The sequence below is a fragment of the Pseudomaricurvus alkylphenolicus genome (genome assembly GCF_011683955.1).
Classification (GTDB): Bacteria; Pseudomonadota; Gammaproteobacteria; order Pseudomonadales; family Cellvibrionaceae; genus Pseudomaricurvus; species Pseudomaricurvus alkylphenolicus.
The window spans coordinates 235534-256648 of record NZ_JAAQPI010000001.1; the positions used below are offsets into that span (position 1 = coordinate 235534).

At 54.1% G+C, this 21115-nt stretch carries 14 protein-coding genes; 10 read left to right on the plus strand and 4 right to left on the minus strand.

Translation table 11 applies throughout. From position 1 onward, the window contains the following. Positions 1-101: 101 nt before the first annotated feature. From HBA55_RS00950 to HBA55_RS00965, 4 genes are all read left to right on the plus strand, one after another. A complete protein-coding gene (locus HBA55_RS00950; RefSeq protein WP_166985593.1) occupies positions 102-1010 on the plus strand; it encodes a LysR family transcriptional regulator in 909 nt (302 codons plus the stop codon). A 10-nt stretch (positions 1011-1020) separates the two neighbouring features. Beyond that, a complete protein-coding gene (locus HBA55_RS00955; protein WP_166985596.1) occupies positions 1021-2610 on the plus strand; it encodes a class I adenylate-forming enzyme family protein in 1590 nt (529 codons plus the stop codon). Between the two features lie 246 nt (positions 2611-2856). Further along, positions 2857-5211, plus strand: coding sequence for a TonB-dependent receptor (locus HBA55_RS00960; protein WP_166985599.1), 2355 nt, complete (start codon positions 2857-2859; stop codon positions 5209-5211). A 69-nt stretch (positions 5212-5280) separates the two neighbouring features. Further along, positions 5281-6831, plus strand: coding sequence for a carboxylesterase/lipase family protein (locus tag HBA55_RS00965; protein ID WP_166985602.1), 1551 nt, complete (start codon positions 5281-5283; stop codon positions 6829-6831). Between the two features lie 167 nt (positions 6832-6998). On the opposite strand, the gene HBA55_RS00970 is transcribed toward HBA55_RS00965, so the two are convergent. Together HBA55_RS00970 and HBA55_RS00975 are read right to left on the minus strand one after the other, a co-directional pair. Next, entirely contained in the window at positions 6999-7370 is a 372-nt protein-coding gene (locus HBA55_RS00970; protein WP_166985605.1) for a DUF1330 domain-containing protein, read from the minus strand. A gap of 18 nt (positions 7371-7388) precedes the next feature. After that, positions 7389-8327 carry a phytanoyl-CoA dioxygenase family protein gene (locus HBA55_RS00975; RefSeq protein WP_166985608.1) on the minus strand — a complete coding sequence of 313 codons (939 nt, stop codon included), beginning with the start codon at positions 8325-8327 and terminating at the stop codon, positions 7389-7391. Between the two features lie 100 nt (positions 8328-8427). On the opposite strand from HBA55_RS00975, the gene HBA55_RS00980 reads away from it, so the two are divergent. Beyond that, the gene (locus tag HBA55_RS00980) at positions 8428-9477 is read left to right on the plus strand and encodes an AraC family transcriptional regulator (RefSeq protein WP_166985611.1); all 1050 of its coding nucleotides are present in this window, start codon (positions 8428-8430) and stop codon (positions 9475-9477) included. Positions 9478-9781: 304 nt separating this feature from the next. Here HBA55_RS00980 and HBA55_RS00985 read toward each other — a convergent pair whose 3' ends face one another. Continuing rightward, positions 9782-10786, minus strand: a complete 1005-nt coding sequence (locus tag HBA55_RS00985) for an AraC family transcriptional regulator (protein ID WP_338109358.1) — start codon at positions 10784-10786, stop codon at positions 9782-9784. Positions 10787-10975: 189 nt separating this feature from the next. Here HBA55_RS00985 and HBA55_RS00990 point away from each other — a divergent pair, with 189 nt between their 5' ends. From HBA55_RS00990 to HBA55_RS01010, 5 genes are read left to right on the plus strand one after another with little or no spacing between them, the layout of a single operon-like run. After that, complete coding sequence (locus HBA55_RS00990) at positions 10976-12808, plus strand: acyclic terpene utilization AtuA family protein (RefSeq protein ID WP_166985617.1); 1833 nt, start codon at positions 10976-10978, stop codon at positions 12806-12808. After that, a complete protein-coding gene (locus HBA55_RS00995; protein WP_166985620.1) occupies positions 12808-14430 on the plus strand; it encodes an acyl-CoA carboxylase subunit beta in 1623 nt (540 codons plus the stop codon). Before HBA55_RS00990 ends, HBA55_RS00995 begins: the two co-directional genes overlap by 1 nt. A 36-nt stretch (positions 14431-14466) precedes the next feature. Beyond that, a complete protein-coding gene (locus HBA55_RS01000) occupies positions 14467-15285 on the plus strand; it encodes an enoyl-CoA hydratase/isomerase family protein (RefSeq protein ID WP_166985623.1) in 819 nt (272 codons plus the stop codon). Positions 15286-15299: 14 nt separating this feature from the next. Further along, positions 15300-17300 carry an acetyl/propionyl/methylcrotonyl-CoA carboxylase subunit alpha gene (locus HBA55_RS01005; RefSeq protein WP_166985626.1) on the plus strand — a complete coding sequence of 667 codons (2001 nt, stop codon included), beginning with the start codon at positions 15300-15302 and terminating at the stop codon, positions 17298-17300. 10 nt (positions 17301-17310) lie between these two features. Continuing rightward, on the plus strand, positions 17311-19272 hold the full coding sequence (locus HBA55_RS01010; protein WP_166985630.1) for an acyl-CoA synthetase: 1962 nt from the start codon (positions 17311-17313) through the stop codon (positions 19270-19272). A 227-nt stretch (positions 19273-19499) separates the two neighbouring features. Here HBA55_RS01010 and HBA55_RS01015 read toward each other — a convergent pair whose 3' ends face one another. Next, positions 19500-21062, minus strand: coding sequence for a long-chain-fatty-acid--CoA ligase (locus tag HBA55_RS01015; RefSeq protein WP_166985633.1), 1563 nt, complete (start codon positions 21060-21062; stop codon positions 19500-19502). Between the last annotated feature and the right edge of the window lie 53 nt (positions 21063-21115).

The following is a 21115-nucleotide window of genomic DNA, read 5'->3' on the forward strand; positions in this document are numbered from 1 at the left end:
ATTTCGTTTGCGTTATTGGTTATTTCTTAATATTTGTGTATGGTGCGCAAGCAGTGACATAATGTCTAATACCTTTTGGTGGCTTGGTATAAGGAATTGTTATGGCAGACAGATTAGATTTCCGCAAACTTCGCTATGTGGTTGCAGTGGCACAAGTCCACTCTCTGACGGCGGCAGCCAGGTTACTCTCGATCACGCAACCGGCGCTTACCCGATGCATCTCGGAAGTGGAAGAAGACCTTGGCATTCAAATATTTATGCGTCTTCCCCGTGGGGTGGAACTTACCGAAGAAGGTGAAAAATTTGTCAATCGCGCCCGCGTTTTAGTGGCCGATCTCGAGGCGCTGGGGCAAGACTTTCACTCCGGCAAGGGAGCCTCCAGGCAACGATTAAGAATCGGCGGCGCCCCCGGCACCTACCTGACACTGGCAGCGCCATCGCTGGCAAAGTTTGCCCAAGGTAACCCCGATGTGGACATTTCCACCTCCACCGGTTTACCTCGCGAAATTATTCCCAGGCTGGAAACCGGCGAATTGGATGTGGTGCTGACCACCACCTACCACATGGAACACTGGCCGGATCTACCCATGGAAAACCTCGCGCCGTTACAAATGGCGTTTATGGTGAAAAAAGGTCACCCGCTGGAGAATCGAAAGCAAATCAACCGGGAGGATTTGCAGGAGTTTCCGGCCATTCTCGGTGCCACCAGCGATGCGCTGCAAGTGAATATGGCCGAAGTGTTTGGCAAACAAGGCCTGCCGCCGCTGAACGCCACTTACGTTACCGATGATTTCACGCTGATTTTTTCTCTGCTGAACCAAACCAATGCCTACTTCCCGATCATTTCCATCAGCACTTCGATGCAGGAACTGTCGCAACAATTCAGCATGATCAGCATGGGTACCCCCTCCAAAAAGCATCAGCTGTGCCTGGCCTACTCAAAAACCCGCTCGGTTTCACCACTGGCAAAAACCTTCGCCGCCATCATGAAGGAAATGCTCGACACCTAGGTAAACAACCATGAACAACACCACAACCCGCACCGACACACACACCATGGCCGCCCTGTTTCGCAATACCGCCGCTCGCTGCGGCAACCGTGAAGCACTGGTGGCCGACAACGCCCGGCTCACCTATGCCGAACTGGACGCTCGCACCGACGCGCTGGCTAAAAGCCTGCAAAAACAGGGGGTTAACGGCAACACTATCATCGGCACCTTGTTGCTCGACGGCCTGGCCATGGTGGAATTAACCATCGCTTCCGCCAAGCTCGGCGCTACGTTGCTTGCGCTTAACTGGCGGCTGGCACCCGGCGAGCTGCGCTATATCATGGGCGATGCCTCGCCGGATTTGTATTTTGTATCGGATTGTTTCGAGTCGCTGTTTGAAGAGGCCGGCGGTACAAACGCTTACGTCATTAAGCCTGGTGACCCTAACGGCGCTGCCGCGTCATTGTCGCAACTACAATCGCAACTACAATCACAGCAACAATCACAAGAACAGCCGCAAGCAGCATCAAACGATTCAGAACAAATTAACATCGATGTTAAGCGCACCGACCGCTGGTATATGCTCTACACCAGCGGCACCACCGGCCGCCCCAAGGGCTGCCAGCACAGCCAGGGTGCCTATTTTACCAACGTACTTAGCTGGTTATCTCAGCTGGGCATTTCAGAAAAAGATTGCCTGCTGTCCATCAACCCGCTGTTTCACGTGCATGGCTTTGGCACTTTTCTGTGCGCGCTGGTCGCCGGTGCCAAAGTCGTTATCCCGCCCCGCAGTTTTTCCGTGGAAGAAACGTTGACACTCACCGCCGAAGAACAAGTCACCTTTCAGCCCCTGTGGCAGGACGCGGGCGCCTACCTGAAGCTGCAAGGCGAACGACAACTGCCCCTTAAGCTACGACTACTGATCGCCCCGGGCGGCGCACTGCCGACAGAATTTATCGAGATGCTCGCCGCCGCTAATATAGACATGCGTTTTATCTACGGCCAGACCGAATCCGGTTGCTGGATCAGTATGCTCGGACTGCAAGACCAGCTGCAGCACCCAAAATCCTGCGGCAAAGCCATGCCCCACCTGGCCACCCGCATCGTCGATGACAACGGCCAGGATCTGCCCCAGGGCGAGGTGGGCGAACTGCTGATCAAGGGCGATACCATTACCATGGGTTATCACAACCTGCCAGACGCCACGGCAGAAACCATCGTCGATGGCTGGCTGCATACCGGTGACCTGTTCTACCAGGACGAAGACGGATTCCTGTATTTAACCGGCCGTAAAAAAGAACTGATCAAAACCGGCGGCGAAAACGTATATCCGGCCGAGGTGGATTCCGTGCTGGTCAGCCACCCGCAGATTGCGGACGCCTGCGTGGTGGGCATTGCCGATAAACGTTGGGGCGAAGCCGTAAAAGCCTTTGTGGTACTCGCCCCAGGCGCCAGCCTCAGCCGCGAAGACATTGTGGCCTGGTGCCGCGAACATATCGCCGGCTACAAACGCCCGCGTTATATCGAATATATTGATGCCATCCCCCGTGACTTTAACCAAAAGGTTCAGAGACTGGCGCTGGCGAAGCGGGAAACCACAGCAGATCAAGCCGTGGACTGACGGCTTTGGCAAACCCTATGGCAAGCTTTACCAGAGAATAGGATGTCGCTTCCCGCGCCAGTTCGGCGCAATTCCCCGTAGCAGTACGCTCAGAGCGCGCTGCTACGGGCGAGAAATCCATAACAAGAACTAATACCTAAAGCAAAAAAGGTATTAGACATTATGCCTAAGCTTGGAGACTATGAGTGCTCATAATAAAAACCAGTCCCTCTAAACCGACTGCCGGAGACAAGAGAGAAGCCAACTATGACAAAGCACAGCAAATACCTCCCCGCCACCTTAACCCTTGCAGCGACCATCAGCCTTTCCGCCACCGAATCCGCTTTGGCGCAAGAAATTGTAGACAGCGGTGACGATTTCTTCGCCATTGAGGAAATTATCGTGACCGCCCAGCGCCGCTCCCAGAGCATTCAGGAAGTGGCCAACTCCATCGATGCCATTACCGGCGTTGATCTGGACGAACTCAACAAGGTTGGCCTGGAGGACTATATCAACTCCATTGGGGGCACCGGTTTCACCCGTAGCGGCAGCGGCTCGGTAAAAATCGGTATGCGTGGCATCAGCCCCGTGGGCCAGATCGACGAGTTTGCGTTTGCCAGCACCGTGTCAACCGTCGGCATGTACCTGGATGACGTTGCCGTTCAGGGCGCCGGCGCCCTCCCCGATATGAACCTCTACGACCTGCAGCGCATCGAGGTTCTTAAGGGTCCCCAGGGCACACTCTACGGCGACGGCGCCATGGGTGGCGCCATCAAGATGGTCCTGAACAACCCGGATCTGCAAAAAGTTGAAGGCAAGGCCGAAGCCACCGCGCTCGACACCCACAATGCCGACATTGGCCACCGCGTTCGTGGTGCCGTCAATATTCCATTGATCGAAGACAAACTGGCAGTCCGCCTGGTCGCCAGCTCCGAAGAGAAAAAGGGTTGGATAGATAATATCGCCACCGGTGAAGATGGTGTTAACGATACCGAAGCCTGGTCCCTGCGCGCCACCATGCTCGCACAGATTACCGATGAATTCTCGGCGGAACTGCTGGTCCTGCATGACCAACAGGAAAACGACGGCTACGCCACCACGGTCACTGCCCTGGGTGATCTGGAAACCAGCCTGCTGGAAGACCAGTTTAATGACGTCGAGGTTGATCTCTACGCATTGACGTTAAAGTACGATCTCGAATTTGCGGAATTCACCTCCATCACCTCGCTGTTTGAAAAAGAACGTACACTGGCCTCCCGTATCAATTTCTCTCTCGATGAGTTTTTCATTCCTGTATTCTTTGGTCCGTCTTTCGGCTTTGAAGGCTTGCCATTGGGGTATTCAGACAATTCAATCCTGGCTGTTTTTGACAACGAAGAAACTTTTTCACAGGAGCTGCGCCTGGTATCGTCGGGAGATAATGCCGTCGATTGGACCGTTGGCCTCTTCTACCGAGACCGGCAGCGCGACTCTTGCACCACTTATGACAGTCCGGCACATAATGCCCTGAATGATTATCTGCCAGATTTTGTTTTCCTCGATTTGCCGGCCACCACCTTCGATTGCGACGTATCTGCAATGTCTGGCCTCGATTCCGTTAACCGCACGGCTGAAGAAACCTTTGAACAGCACGCTGCCTACGGTGAATTTAACTGGGAGTTTACCAACAGTCTGGAACTGACCATGGGCCTGCGTTACTTCCGGGAGGAAGTCACCTTTGTCGATGAATCCCTTGCCTACGGCGCCTTCAGCGTATTCGGTTTCAATACGCCTGCCAGCAGCAACAAGTCCGTGGATGAGGATGTTCTCTTTAAAGTCGGCTTAAGCTGGACAGCCACCAACGACCAGCTGTACTACTTTAATATTGCCGAAGGCTTCCGCTCGGGCGGTTCCAACCTGCACGCGGCGAGCACGCTAGAACCGGATCGTTTCCGTACCTACGACTCCGATAGTCTGATTAACTACGAAATCGGCGCCAAGACCAGTTGGTACAACGGCAGACTGACTCTGAACGGAGCCCTGTACTTTTCCGACTGGAGCGATATCCAGGCATCGATCTCCGTACCCAGTATTACCTCTGCCAGCACCAGTGTTCTGACTCCAGCGGGCGATGCCGAAGTCAAGGGCATGGAAGTGATGGCAAACTACCTGTTCAGCGAGAATTTCTCCAGCGGCCTGTCCGTCACCTTCCAGGAAGCGGAGTTTACTGACACCCTGCCCGACTCCAATATCGTCAAGGGGTCTGACCTGCCCAACGCCCCGGACCTGACGGTATCGCTGTTTGCCCAGTATACCCACACACTGGATATGGGCGAGCTGTTTACCCGCGTGGAATACCGCTTTGTGGACGACCAGCGCTCGGTAGTGAAGCCGGTGGCTCCCTTCTCGTTTCCCTATGACGATGATCTGACCATCCTGCCAAGCTACGAGATCACCAATCTCACCGTTGGTCTGCGCACAGACAGCTGGTATCTGACTGCCTATGCCCATAATCTGTTCGATGAGCGTTACGCGCTGTCGTACGGCTATGCCTCGTCGTTTATCACTGCCGGTTCCAATCCTGATCTGACCTCGGTCGGTACGCCCAGAACTTTGGGGGTTACTGTGGGTACGGTCTTCTGATTAATATCTACGACACAGGGAAGTGTCGGAAAACCCCTTAGTAGAAACGCTGTATTAGGTAAAAGATGTATGAGTAAGGTAAGCGTTAGTGATGGCGTACTGGTCGGCCGTGAAGAAAACGGTATTCACTCGTTCAAAGGCATCCCCTATGCCGCGCCCATTTCCGGTGAAAATCGCTGGTTACCACCCAAGCCGGTTGAACCCTGGGAGGGCGAACGCGATGCCACCCGCTTCGGTAATATTTGCACGCAGATGTCACCCCCTAATAAGTGGCTGGCAGGAAGGGCGGGCTGGGCATTTATTGATACGATCTGGCAAACCGAGCCCGATGGGGATGATTGTCTCAATTTGAATGTGTGGACTCCCAGTCCCGACCCTGATGCCAATCTGCCGGTGATGTTCTGGATCCACGGCGGCGCTTACACCACCGGATCCGGATCATTGAGACTCTATAATGGCCATAACCTGGCAAGAAAAGACGTCGTCGTGGTATCCATCAACTACCGCCTGGGGTTGATGGGATCTTTTACCGCTCCAGGAATGTTTGACGATGAATTCTGTGGGGCGAATCGCGCTTTTCTTGACAAGGTAGCGGCGTTGCGCTGGGTTCAAGAGAATATCCGCAGGTTTGGTGGTGATCCCGACAATGTCACGATTTTTGGAGAATCCGCCGGCGGTCAGAGTATTGCCGTGCTGCTTGCCAGCCCCGCGGCACAAGGCCTGTTCAAACGTGCTATCGCGCAAAGTGCAACGCCTGAATTTGCCGTGCCTGTTGCTGACCATGAACACTTTGCCGCTGATCTGCTACACGCCCTGGGTATTAAGCCCGGGGATCGCTCTGCATTGGCACAAATGACGGCGCAAGACACCGTTAAGGCCTACGTTGTCGCCGGCAAACTGATCCCAAAGGGTGCGAACGGACGTTACGGGCAGATTGCCACCTATGGCAACCTTGGCTGTACTTACGGCGACAGTTTCATGCCGCAGAGTATTCTGGACGCCTTGACTCAAGGAATAGGGTCAGATGTTGATTTGATGATAGGTACTGTGCGTGAAGATGGCAGACTCTTCCCCCTGGTTCTGCCCGGGCCGGAATGGTTCTCGAGTTGGTTGAGCATGAAATTCCTGAAGGCGCTGTTGAAACCGGCGAATGAAATAGATCTGGTTTTTCAGCGCTATCAAAGTGTTATGCCCGGAGCATCCAAATCCGCCGTCCGCGGACAAATTCTTACCGATGCCATGTTTCGGCGGGGCTCGGTCAAGGCGGCTGAATGCCACGCAGGCGTCAGTCGCGGGCGGACTTATCTGTATCAATTCAACTGGTCATCGCCAGTTCTGAACGGCGCTATTGGTTCCATACACGGCTTGGAAGTGCCCTTCTGTAATCGGAATTTGGATGTCTGTTCTCCAATACTCGGCGATCTTGAACCTATCAGGGAGTTGGCAGATACCATGAGTGACACCTGGGTAAACTTTGCCCGTAGTGGCAAGCCAGCTGCTCCTGGTCTACCCGAGTGGCGACCGTTTGATAGTGAGCAGCGGGCCACCATGGTGTTTGATACCAATTCAGAACTGCAGCACGATGTCGATCGGGCCATGCGGGATATTTGGGATGGGTAGTTTTCTGCTTGGAAAGGTTTATTGATCAGTGCGCTCTTCGAGCGCAGTCGCCCTCGGAGCGGGCTGCTACGAGCTTCTTCTCTCACCCGTAGCAGCGCGCTCTGAGCGCGACTGGTTTTCTCCATACAGCATTAACAACTCGGGAATAAAGCCCAAGCTCCACTTATCTATTCAACTAACTCTTCAACCATCGCGGCTCGGGCCAATAATTCCGCCTCAGAAATCCCATCAACCGCCGCCAGAAAATGAATCGTCACAGCATCGGACCGAAACGGTATCGCACTCTGATACTGTTCCGAATTATAAAATTCCTTCAATGCCTCCATCGACGGAAACTGTTCCACCGCAAGAAAAGTAGTGCCCTCGGGCAACTCCCCTTCCAGCACCTCAACCTGTGCTCCCACCTCGCCCACCGCCAGGGGTTTTAGCCCAGTCTGCAAACCAATGGGTGTTGCCCGCTTAAAATATTCCGGGTCCATTTCCCTACCGGTACTGGTACCACAGACCACAAAAAACGCCGGTTTTTGATCTTTAGTCATAGTCGGTCTTCCCCGCTGTTAATCGTACAATCCGGTTGGTGCATGGGCCAGTTTGCCATAGTCCGGTCCCTCCTCTCGCCAGCCGGTAAATATATTTTCACCCATCAGCTGCGCAAACCTGGGCTCGTCGGCATAACGTTCAAAGACTTCCGGATAGCGCTTGTCTCCGCGGCGCTCCTGAGTGGCGATATGGGTCCGACAGAAATAGGCCGCCAGGTTAATGCGCGTACCCGGCAGTTCTCGGCGCCAGCCACCGTGCCAGGTATTGCCATGAAAAATCACCGCGTCTCCGGGATTGATTTCCATGGTGACCGAGCCCACCGGCGCGCTCCATTCGATGTCGGCCAGGGCTTCAGGAGACGGGTTCTGCGCCATCACCTCCGGGAAGGTCCGGTTACCCGCCATCCAGCTTTCGTGGGGCGTCGGATGGCGGTTTTTGCGATGACTGCCGGGCGTCAAGACCAGCGCGCCTGCCTCCCTGGAGTAGGGGGTAAGCGCATAGTTGCAATTGGCCACAGTGGCAGTTTCGAACAAACTCGCTTGCGAAGCGTCTGCGTGCATCGGCAGTGGAATACCGCCGGGACCGCGAAAGTGGCTGCCCATGGATGATAAAATACAGCTTTCCCCCAACAGGTAGGTAATCAGTGCCAGAGGTTTCGGTTCAAGCAGAATTTCGGGAAACACCGGATCGTCAAATATCAGGTAGTTGTGATAGTTCATGCCGTTGTAGTCATCGGCAGTGGCCGTATCCGGGTCTACCTTATTTCCCGTTTGCTTTTCCACCCGGCGCAGGATCGCCGCCTTGGCGCGCTCCACCTGTTCAGCAGATAAAACGTTGCGAACGACGGTATAACCCTCGCTCGTCAGCTCCAGCAGATTGTCGTTGAGCCCCAGTGTTTCGATGTTTTCCAGAATCCGGTGTCGGGCCTGGTCATCTTGTATTGTGTCTTGATTCATATCACCGTCTCCTTTGGTCAGCGGTAGGTTCATGGTACTTGTGGCGGTGTTTTCTTGTAGGTTATGATTTACTCGAAGTTAGTCACTTTCGGTCTCATCGATGCAGCCATCTACCCAAACTCATCCCCCGCGACTGGCTCCTTCAGGTGGTGTCATCCACTTGGTGCGAGCACTGGAAGAGGAAGGTGTGGACTACGCGTGTATCCGCGATGCGCTGACCATGGACTTCAGCCAGCTCAACGAGAAAAATACCCGTATTGAAACAGACAAAATCAAACTGGCTTACCGGTTGGCGATGGAGCTGAAGCTGTCAGACGATTTCTGGCTGAGATTGGGCGACAGCTACAGTGTTCACAACTATCACCTGGAATTGAGCAATTGGATCCTGACCGGGAAAAACTTTGCCGACATTCTGCCAAAGTTGCATGGCCTGTATGGACTGAGTTCAGACGAATCTCTAGACGAGTTGGAAACTTATCGCGAAACCGGTTCCGGCGATGGTGAGGTTATCGTACAACCTTTCAGCTCCATGCCTGTCAGTCATCGTCTGTTCAGGCCCTACACAGAGTTATCCGCAGCCACCCTGGTGCGTGGCTACACAAGCCTGTTGGGCAGCCGAGATATGCAATTCAGGTTTTATTTTGAGTACCCGGCACCGGACTATCACCAGGCCTATCGGGATATCTTGGGTGAAAATATCGTTTTTTGTGCGCCGGCTACGGAAGTTCATATTCCCAGAAACTATCTGTTTCAGACCTTTATCTCCAGTGACCCGGTGATGCATCAGTATTATGAGCAACAATTGAGTGAACTGCTTGAACCTCGACAAGAGTCTGGCCGCTTGGTTAACTCAATAGAAACCATCCTGTTGAGTTATCACGGTAACTTTCCGTCCCTTGTGCAAATTTGCGATCAGCTGAATATGGGCGAACGGACTTTGAGGCGCAGCCTCAATAAACTCAATACCTCCTACCGGCAGATATTACTGAACACCAAAATGAAGCGGGCGGAATACTATCTGCGTGAAACCGATATCAGTATTGAGGAAATCGCCTATCGGCTGGACTACAGCGACTATGCCAACTTTCGGCGGGCATTCCAGGCGAATTATGGTCAGTCGCCCAGCCAGTACAGAAAACAGATCCATTAAGCCCCCTCTCCCTGTAGCAGCGCGCTCTGAGCGCGACCGATGCGAAGTGCCAAACCCCATCGCCCTCGGAGCGGGCTCCTACAGCGCTTAAAATAACACTCCGAAAATGACCAAAGAGGGGTTGTTCATCACCTACAGCTTATTCCCTCCTCAGTCTAAAGAGCAGTACAAATCGGACATCGAAACTGAGGAGCACCGATGAACATACCGGAGCATCAAACGCACCAAATTTGGAATGGGATGGTTGCCCCATGTCAGGGGAACGCAGCCCGCCTGATAAAAACACAGATTGGCGGATTGCCCATTACCTGGGTAATTCCGTCCGGCGCCTGTAATCACTCGGGGTAGTGCCAAACCAGCTTTTAAATGCGGCGGTAAATGCGGTTGGCCCGCCGTAACCGAGCAACAGCGAAATATCCAGTACATTCAGGTTTTCGTTTTCCAGATACCTAATGGCCAGCTTCGATTTCACCTCCTGAAAAAAGTGCTGGAAGCTGGTGTCCCGCTCTTTCAAGCGACGCTGCAGCGTACGACTGGATATATTCAATTGCTTCGCAACGGAATTAACGGAACAGTTCCCTGAGGGAAGCTGGCGACGTATCGCCGTATAGAGATTGACGGAAAAAGCATCCGCACCCCAGGAGGAATCGGACAAAAACACGTCGAGCTCTTCCTTGACGCCGCCATAGACATTGGTGCTAACGTGCAACAGAGTTTGATCCAAAATCCCCCGATCATAAAACAAGGCGCTTACCGGTTGATTAAAGTGGAGCGGTGCCCTGAAAACATCATTGAGCGCCCGCGTATGGTCCGGTTGCGGGTAGGTTAGGTCCACACGTGCCGGCCGTATCGGCAGCACACTGCAGCCATCCATCAACGCCGCGGTGGAAGACAACACATGGTCCGTGACGAGGCGCCTGGCTGATCGGGAGTTTTCGTTGAAATGCACCTCCAGGATAAAGTGATCGGCGGTAAGCCTCACTTGCGTCAACAGCAAATCGCCCAAGAAGTTCGACGCCGAGGGAACTGTGTTGATCCATTCCTTGACCGTATTGCAAATGGAGGCCAGGTACATGTAGAGGTGAAAACCCTCTATGTAGGCAACTCTTCCGCTCAATAAACCGAAATCCTGATTGCCGGTCTGCCGAACAATTTCGTCCAGGAATCGATAGTAGCGATCAGAGGGGATGGTTGTGTCCTCTGCATTGAACAGACCCAGGTCAATATCGGCCCTGGCAAGCAGATCCTCGAACGAGACACCCAAGGTATCGGTTACCTTGCGCACTAGCGTCAGGGAATGGGTGTACACGTGGCTCAAGTTGCTTTTCCCTCTAGATTTCGTCTGCCCATATTACGCCTCCCCTTATTTCGCCAGTCAATTCATCGCCTGTTAATTTGGCGCGAATTCTGGGATTACTGTCGTGCTTTCAGGCTCTGAAAAACACCGATTTTAATAGAATCGTACAACAAACAGTAACTCGCAACAGAAGAAATACCAATGTCTCAAAATATCTTAAAAATCGGCGGAGCCAGCGGATTCTGGGGCGATTCGGCACAGGCTACAGCCCAACTGCTGCAATCAGATCATCCAGTCGGTGGCCATCTGGACTACATTGTCTACGATTACCTGGCCGAAATCACCATGTCGCTTTTGGCGCGCGCGCGAGCCAAAGACCCCACTATGGGATACGCCCACAACTTCCTGTCCGAAGCGATGATTCCCAACCTGCAGCGGATAGCCCGCCAGGGCGTGAAGATCATTGCCAACGCCGGTGGCGTCAATCCCGAGGCCTGTGCATCGGCTCTGGCCTCCGCCATTGACAAGCAGGGCCTGCACCTTAAGGTTGCCTGGGTCGAAGGAGACGACCTTGTCCACTTAAAACAATCTTTCGCCGACGAAAAGCAAACCGAGATGTTTACCGGTGCGAATTTTCCGGCCGTGGACTCAGTGCAAAGCATCAATGCCTACCTTGGGGCCTTTCCAATTGCCGAGGCATTGAGTCAGGGCGCCGATATTGTCATCACCGGTCGGTGCGTAGACAGTGCGGTTACCCTGGGCGCCTGCATTCATCACTTTAACTGGACCCGTAAAGACCTGGATCAATTGGCCATGGGTTCACTGGCCGGTCATATTCTGGAATGTGGCGTGCAGGCGACCGGCGGCAATTTTACCGACTGGGAACAGGTACCCGCGCGCGAGTACATCGGCTACCCTATCGCTGAGATCGAGGCCGATGGCACATTTACCTGCACCAAACCTGAAAATACCGGTGGCTTGGTCAATGTTGGTACGGTCGCCGAACAACTGGTGTACGAGATCGGCGACCCCAATGCCTACCTGCTGCCGGATGTCACCTGTGATTTTTCTGAAGTCAGACTGGAGCAGTCCGGCACTGATCGAGTTCGTGTGATCGGCGCCAAGGGCCGTCCGGCACCGCGCAACTTTAAGGTGAGCGCCACCTATACCGACCAATACCGCGGTGGCAGCTATTTGACCTTCTACGGCAACAACGCCGACAAGAGAGCTGACGCGTTCGCCGAATCGGTGCTCAAGTCATCGCGTGATATATTTTCGATGCTGTCTATGCCCGACTTCAGCGAGACCTCGGTGGAATTGCTCGGCGCCGAAAGCCAATTCGGGGATTACCGGCAACTGGGCCACTGTCGCGAAGTGGTGTTAAAGATCGCGGCAAAACATCCGGAAAAACTGGGCGTCGGCATCATGCTTAAACAACTGGCCGGATTGTCGTTGGCGACGCCTCCAGGCCTGTCCAGCTTTGGCGGCAACAGTCCCAAAATCGTTCCTGTTGTCCGGCTTTTTTCCATGTTGATTCCCAAAGACCGCGTCAGTGTAAAAGTGCACATTGCTGGGAATACCATTGAGTGCCAAGAGACAGCTAGCACGGAATCTCAAACTCCAATATCAGAACTGGCCGTAGCGAATGACGAGAGCAAAAATCCGATAGCGCTAGCGCCCGGTGACACTGAAGTGCCTTTGGTCAAACTCGCCTGGGGTCGCAGTGGCGACAAAGGCAATAATGCCAACATTGGCATTATTGCCCGCAAAGCGGAATACCTGCCCTATATTCAGGCTGCACTGACCACAGAAAACGTGGTCGCACGCTTCGCTCACTTTTTTGCCGAAGGTGACGGTGGCAAGGTCGAACAGTTTCTGTTACCCGGGCTGAATGCCATTAACTTTCTGCTTCGCGATGTACTCGGCGGTGGCGGCATCGCCAGCCTGCGCAATGATCCGCAAGCCAAGGGCTACGCCCAGCTGCTGCTGGATACCCCTGTTTCCATACCTCAGTCCCTGGCGGAGAGCCTGTAATGACCGTTTTTAATTCCAAAATCAAAACGAACTCTGATGCCTTTCGTAAAAACCGAGAGGATATGCTGACCCTGGTGGAAAAGCTGCAGGAGCTGAATGGCCGCGGTGCTGCCATCTCAAACAAACGCAAAGCCCGCTTTGAAGAACGCGGCCAACTGCTGCCCCGCGAGCGCCTGGCACGCTTACTGGACCCCGGCATGCCCTTTCTTGAGATCGGTAACCTTGCGGGCTACCTGTTTGACACCAAGGAAGAAGAAAAATCCATTCCCGGCAGCACGGTGATTTCCGGTATCGGTTTTGTCAACGGCGTGCGCAGCATTATTGTTGTCGACGACAGCGGCATCCAAGCCGGCGCCATGACCCCTGCCGGCGGCTATCGCATCGCCCGTGCTGAGCAGGTTGCGCTGGAGCAAAAGCTGCCGTTTATTCATCTGGTGGAAAGCGCCGGCGGCGACCTGATCAATTACAGTGTCGAGGGGTTTGTTTCCGGCGGCAACTTGTTTGGCAGTCTTGCACGTCTGAGCGCGGCCGGCGTTCCGGTCATCTCCATCCTGCACGGTTCCTCGACCGCCGGGGGCGCCTATATGCCGGGTTTGAGCGACTATGTGATTGCCGTGAAAAACAACGGCCGCGCTTTTCTCGCCGGCCCGCCGCTGCTGAAAGCGGCCACCGGTGAGATTGCCACCGAGGAGGAACTCGGCGGAGCGGAAATGCATGCGACCACCTCCGGCCTGGCGGAATATCTGGCGGAAAACGATGGCCAGGCCATTAATATGTTGCGCGAGCTGGTACAGCGACTTGAATGGAACAAGGACTGCGCTCGCCCCAACTTCCGCAGCTTTAGCGAACCCCTTTACGACCCGGATGAATTGGCCGGTGTGATCCCCTGTGACTACCGCACGCCATACGACATGCGTGAGCTGGTGGCCCGCACCGTAGACGGCTCCGATTTTATGGACTTTAAGCCTCGCTACGGTGCCTCCACGGTTTGTATCCAGACCCATATTATGGGGCACCCCTGCGGCATCATCGGCAACAACGGTTCCATCGATCCGGACGGCGCCACCAAAACCGCACAGTTCCTGCAGCTTTGTGATCAGTCGAATATTCCAGTGATCTTTTTGCAAAACACCACCGGTTATATCGTCGGCACCAAATCCGAGCAGGCTGGCATGATCAAACACGGCGCCAAGATGATTCAGGCCATGACCAATATCGATGTGCCCCGTATTACCCTGATGACGGGCGCCAGCTACGGTGCGGGTAACTACGGCATGTGCGGTCGTGGTTTTTCTCCGGACTTTCTCTACACCTTCCCCAATGCCTCCATGGGTGTCATGGGCGGCGAGCAGGCCGCCAAAACCATGTCGATGGTGGCGCGTGGCAAAGCAGCAGCCAGTGGCCAACCCGTTGACGAAGACGGCCTGGCAAAGTTCGAAGCGCACCTGACCCACGTATTCGATTCCCAGTCCAGCGCCTTCTACACATCCGGTCGAATGCTGGATGACGGCATGATCGATCCGAGAAATACCCGCCAGACATTGGGATTCCTGTTGGCAACGGTTTGGGAATCGCGCAATCGCAGGGTCCGCCCTAACAATTTTGGTATAGCGCGCCTGTAACCACTCCGCAACAATGATTCCAATGAGACTTTGTCTATGTCGAATTTACCTGATACCAACAGCATAATTCTCGAGCAAGATGGCAGTGTACTGACCCTCTGGTTCAATCAGCCCGAATCCAGAAACGCCCTGACCGAGGAAGTGACCTCGGAAGTCCACGCAACGCTGGATACCATCAGAGATGAGCGCAGTATCCGCACGCTCATTATTCGCGGCAAGGGTGGTATTTTCTGCGCGGGCGGTAATATCAAGGATTTTAAATCCGGACAGACCAGCGACTACACGGAAGAACAGATCGCCGCCTACATTGCCAAAGGCAACCGCACCTTTGGTGATCTGTTGATCAAGCTCAATGAACAGCCACAGACCGTCATCACCTTGATCGAAGGCGCCGCTATTGGCGGTGGCCTGGGTCTGGCCTGCCTGAGCGATGTCAGCATTGTCACCCGGGATACCCGTTTTCGGTTAAGCGAAACCAGCCTGGGAATTCCACCCGCACAGATTGCCCCCTTCGTTACCGAAAGAGTTGGGCTCAGCCAGGCCAGACGTTTAATGCTGACCGGTGCGCGATTTAAGGGCGAAGAGGCAGTTAATCTGGGCCTGGCCCATATTCTCGCCGACGACAGCGAAGATCTTGAAACAAAATGCAAACAGGTGTTAGAGCAGATTGCCAGTTGCGCGCCCGGCGCCAATGCCGTCACCAAGAACATTATTTTCGAATCCACCCGACAACCCAGAGCCGCAGCACTGGACTTCGCCGCCCGGGGTTTTGCCAGTTGCCTGATGAGTGACGAAGGCCGCGAGGGCATTACCGCCTTTGTTGAAAAGCGATCCCCATCCTGGGCCGAACAATAAGATTGGAGACCAGCATGTCTGACACCTCAACACGCTTTACCAGTATTCTGATCGCCAATCGGGGCGAAATTGCCTGCCGGGTGATCCGCAGCGCCAAGTCCCTGGGCTATCGAACGGTTGCCGTTTACTCCGAGGCCGATAGTAACGCCGTCCATGTACAGATGGCAGACGACGCTGTGTGTATCGGCACGGGTCCCGTCAACGAATCCTACCTGTTGGCTGACAAAATACTGGATGCCGCGCGTCAAACAGGCGCCCGGGCTATTCATCCCGGTTACGGTTTCCTGAGCGAAAACGCAGACTTTGCCCAGGCCTGTGTCGACGCCGGAATTACTTTTATCGGCCCCAGCGCAGAAGCTATCCGGCTGATGGGCAACAAGGCCGAAGCCAAGCGCCGTATGATTGAGGCCGACGTGCCCTGTGTACCGGGTTATGAAGGCATAGACCAAAGCGATGAAACCCTGCTGTGCGAGTCTGAGAAAATAGAGTTGCCGTTAATGGTCAAAGCCGCCGCCGGCGGTGGCGGGCGCGGCATGCGCCTGGTACATGAGCGCGAAGAACTTGCCAACACCCTGCAACTGGCACGGGCAGAGGCACTGTCGGCGTTTGGTTCCGACGAACTGATTCTGGAAAAAGCCATTATCGAGCCACGCCATGTGGAGGTGCAGGTATTCGCAGACAGCTACGGCAACACCATCCACCTGGGTGAACGCGACTGCTCCGTACAACGTCGCCATCAAAAGGTGATCGAAGAAGCCCCCTGCCCCATCATGACCGAAAGCCTGCGCGAAAGAATGGGGGCAGCGGCAGTAGCAGCCGCCAAAAGCATCAACTATCGCGGTGCGGGCACCGTTGAATTTCTGCTCGCCGCCAACGGCGATTTCTACTTTCTGGAAATGAACACCCGCCTGCAGGTGGAACACCCGGTAACGGAAATGATCACCGGCCTGGACCTGGTGGAGCTGCAAATTCAGGTGGCCCAGGGCGAGCCATTGGGTTTGACGCAAAGTGATATTCAATTGCAAGGTCACGCCATTGAGGTGCGTCTGTACGCCGAAGATACCGCTCAGGACTTCCTGCCCACCTCCGGTCCGATTCACTTGTGGTCTGCGCCCACAGGTGAAGGCGTGCGCGTAGATACGGGCATCAGCAGCGGCCAGGAGGTATCGCCTTTTTACGACCCGATGGTGGCCAAAATCATCACCTACGGCAGCACCCGGGAAGTCGCCCGCCAGCGCATGGTGGAGGCGATGAACAGCACCCTGTTGTTCGGTACCAAGACCAATCGGGATTTTCTCAAAGATTGTTTGCAGAACGAGGTATTTATCGCCGGGGAGGCCACCACCGCCTTTATTGGTGATGAATTCCCCGCGGAGAAACTGGCCGAACAGGCACCGGCATTCAGCAGCGACGCCATTGCCGCTGTGATCGAATTGCAGCTGCAACACCAACAGGATTTCGCCAATAGCGTGAATGTAGCGGCCGCGCTGAAGAACTGGTCCAACGCAACACCCTTGCGATCGCGCAAACGCTATCAGCACGGTGATGAAACGGTGGACCTGTGGATCACTCCAACCGACAAAGACGGCTATACCGTCAGCGATGACGAGCGTTCCTGCCAGATCACCATCCTGTCAATTGAGGAAACCCGCGTAAAACTGCTGTTGGAGAACCGCAAAACGGAAGCCCGTTACCACAAACAGGGTGACACGCTGTACTTGTCAGTTGACGGTATTTCCAGCAGCCACCGCGATGAGATCCCGTTCGATGGGCAGCTGGATCAGAACACCGGCGGTGGCAATATCATCGCCCCCATGCACGGCCAATTGCTGGAAATCAAGGTGCAGCAAGGCGACCACGTCAAGGCGGGGCAAACCCTGGCCATTCTGGAAGCCATGAAGATGTTCTATGAAATTGTGGCGGAAGCCGATGGCAAGGTGACCGATATCCTGGCGCAGGCCGGTACGCAGGTTGCGGCCGAAGAGTTGCTGATCCAATTGGAAACGGCCCAGTGAGGGAAACACTATGTCGACGATGAATGAACACCCTATCTGGAAACATTTTGCCAAGACGTTTCCAACAGACCCGGAAAACCTCGCCACCCTCGCGGATGTAGACGCCTTAGAGCAAGTCCCCGACACCCAGCGATTTCCCTGCAGTTCGGTATTCGAAGCACTGGATGTTGTTTGCCGGGAACAGGGGGAACATACCGCGCTTACATTTTTGCCCTCTTCAGATCTGCTCACGGACAAGCCGAGGCGATGGACTTACCACCAATACCGGGCGGAGATCCAGGCGGCGGGAAATCTGTTTCACGCCCTGGGCATTCGATCCGGCGAGTCTGTCGTTTTTATGTGCCCCAATATACCCGAAATGCTGTTTGGTCTTTGGGGCGTGCAACTGACGGGCATCGCCACTCCCGTGAATCCGGATTTAAAACCCAAACAAATTGCCGCCATCAGTAGAGAGGCCGATGCTCGCGTATTGATGACCTGGACGGACGGACAGGATCACTCTTTCGTTGAAAAAGCGATAGCGATTCAGAGAGAAAACCCGGCCATTGAACACATTGTCGTTGCTGGTCATCGTGACGCCTTTGAGTGCAGCCTTGCCGCCACTGGTCCGGCCCCCGGGCAATTGCTGTTCTGGGACGACTGCATCGAGGCACACAGACACGAGGCAGGGGTCCCGTTCGGTCCTGTCGACGGCAATAGCATCTCTGCCTATTTTCATACCGGAGGCACAACAGGCGTACCCAAGCTGGCCCAGCATACCCACCGCGCCGCCGTGTTGAATGTGTGTATGATGGTTGTCACGGGCATTCAGCCTGAAGAGGGTGAGGATTGGCCTGAGGGCGTTGTACTGAGTGGACTGCCCCTGTTTCACTGCAACGCGATGTATGTCTCTGTATTGTCAACTTTGATGAGCGGCAACGAGCTGGTCCTGGCCGGCGAACACGGTTTTCGAAACCCCATGTTATTCGCTCATTTCTGGCCATTGATCGAACGCTACAAGGTCACTTTTTTCTCAACGGTTCCCACGGTCTACTCGGCCCTGTTGGGCCTGGACAGCGGCAGCTATGACACTTCCAGCCTGATCTGCTGCTCCAGCGGCTCCGCCCCCATCTCCAAAAACCTGATGCAGGAGTTTCATCAGCGCACGGGCGCCGACATTATGGAGGGCTACGGCATGACCGAACTCACCGCCGCGGCAACCAGCCACTACTACTATGGCGCACGCCCCATTGGCTCGGTGGGCATGAAGCTTCCCTACCACAGTATTCGTACCGTTATTCTGGACGACAGCGGCAATATCGTTAGAGACTGCCATCCCGACGAAGTCGGTGTGATTTTGCACAAGGGACCCACCGTAATCAGCGCTTACAAGCAAGACTTCGCCAACGAAGGCGCCTGGCCTGAGCCCGGCTGGCTCAACAGCGGTGATATGGGCCGCTATGACGAGGAGGGTTTTCTCTGGCTGACCGGCCGCGCCAAGGACCTGATTATCCGCGGCGGGCACAATATCGATCCGATGATTACCGAAGACGCGGTGTCCGTTCATCCCCAGGTGATGACCGCTGCCGCTGTGGGCAAGCCCGACGGCTACGCCGGTGAGGTTCCGATCGTCTATGTGGAACTTAACGAGGGCGCCGAGGTTAGCGCCGAGGCGTTGATGGCGTTTGCCAGGGAGCACTGCGCTGAAAGAGCGGCGGCACCCAAAGAAGTGATTATTCTGGATCAGATACCGCTGACGGCCGTGGGCAAGATCTTTAAGCCGGAGTTGCGGCTGGATGCCATCAGCCGCGCCTATCGCGAAGCGGCGCAGGCGGCGGCAGGCGATTGTGAGTTCAGCGTGCAGACCACGGATGACAAAACCAATGGCATCAGTGTGACGCTGGAACTCACCCGTGGCGGCACCCTTGAAAACATAGAAGAACTCATCGCGGATCCGCTCAATGAGTTTACCTATCCCTGGAAGCTTGTCTGACAGACCGGTGACAGCCCAAATAAGGGCGAAAAAGGGCTATAAAGCTCATAAATAATAAGCGAATGATGATTGTTATCATCCGCAAATAATAGAATTGCCGGAAACGGTAGCTCCGCGCAAAACAGCGGCCTGGCGTGTTTTCATAGGGTTCTAACTTTGCGTACTGCTTTCTTATCTTCGGAGATTGACATAGTTCCTTCCTGATTTGATTGATAAATTCACTAGGATCAGTTGACTCCACTCTCTTTAGCATTCCAGTAGGGCTCTCTCAGCTCCCGTTTTAAGACCTTACCCGCCCCAGAAAGCGGAAATGGCTCTGTTCTAAACGAGATACTACGAGGCTGTTTATAGTTCGCGATTTTTTCTTTGGTAGTAGACAGAATGCTCTCTTCGCTCAGCTCTGCCCCCTTTTTGGGAATAATGATTGCATGTACTGATTCCCCCCATTTCTCAGAAGGGATACCGATAACAGCTACCGCTTCAACATCCGGGTGCGTGGAGATTGCACTCTCTACCTCAGCAGAAAAAACATTTTCACCTCCAGAAACGATCATATCTTTCATTCGATCAACGATATAGAGAAACCCATCATCGTCTCGAATAGCGCCGTCGCCAGTTTTTACCCATCCGTCTTCCAATGTACTCGCCGTCTGCTCAGGCAAATTCCAATAACCTAACATTGAGCCGGGTGATCGAGCGTAAATTTCACCGACCTCTCCATTTGGAAGGTCTTTACCTTCTTCATCGCAGATCCTCACCTCTACGCCAGGAACAGCCACGCCAGCTGAGCGCAGTTTTCCGCTGCCCTCAAGTGCTGCACGATGATCTTCCGCATTCATGAAAGATATGATTGGACCCAATTCAGTTTGGCCGTATCCTTGGACAACATTAAGCGTGGGGAATAGCTTCAGAAGGTTGGTTAACAACCCCTCTGGCATAGGTGAGGCTCCGTAAAGAACAGTATGGAGAGAAGCCAGCTTTGCAGCTTCAAACTGGGGATGAGAAAGTAACATTCCCCACATAGTCGGCACCAGGAAGGCGTGTGTAACCCTATGATTCTCGATCATTTCAATGACATTGAGCGCATCAAATGACGGCAGAAAAGTATGTGTCATACCGCTACTGATGGTCGCATTAGAATAAGCTGCATCCGCCAGATGAAACATTGGTGCCGAATGAAGATACACGCCACCAGAGTTGTAATTCGTATAGGGCGCGTAAGCAATATTATTGTACCACATGGCGGAATGGGACAACATTACACCCTTCGGAAATCCGGTAGTGCCACCGGTGTAATAGATACCTGCCAGATCGTTCTCACCGCGATTCGCGTCTTCGCAGGTTGAATGCTCGCGAATAATTGACTCGTAATCCAGCATGTCGTCTGGAACATCACCATCGCCACAAAATATAACCTTTTCGATACCATCAACATTTTCGGCAATATCTCCCCACATGGAAGAGAAGTTATGATCAACCAGGAGCACTCTTGCACCAGAATCATTAATCGCATATGCGTTTTCCGTAGAAGACCAGCGAGTGTTCAACGGAACCACTACACCACCACTCCACCAGACTGCGAAATAGTATTCCAGATACCTGTCTGAGTTTAGTGACAACATTGCTACACGGTCGCCTGCACAGACACCCAATTCACGCAATGCACATGCCAGTCTGGACACCCTGGATTGCATTTCGGACCATGTATGCTGCCTATTCCCCATAATCGTAGCAATAGCCGCCGGCTTGCTTAAAGCAACGCTCTTCAATGATTGAGTAAGGTTGTACATCTGTTCTCCTCGATTCACGGCAATGTCTAGATCAGTTAGCTTCACTAGAGCTA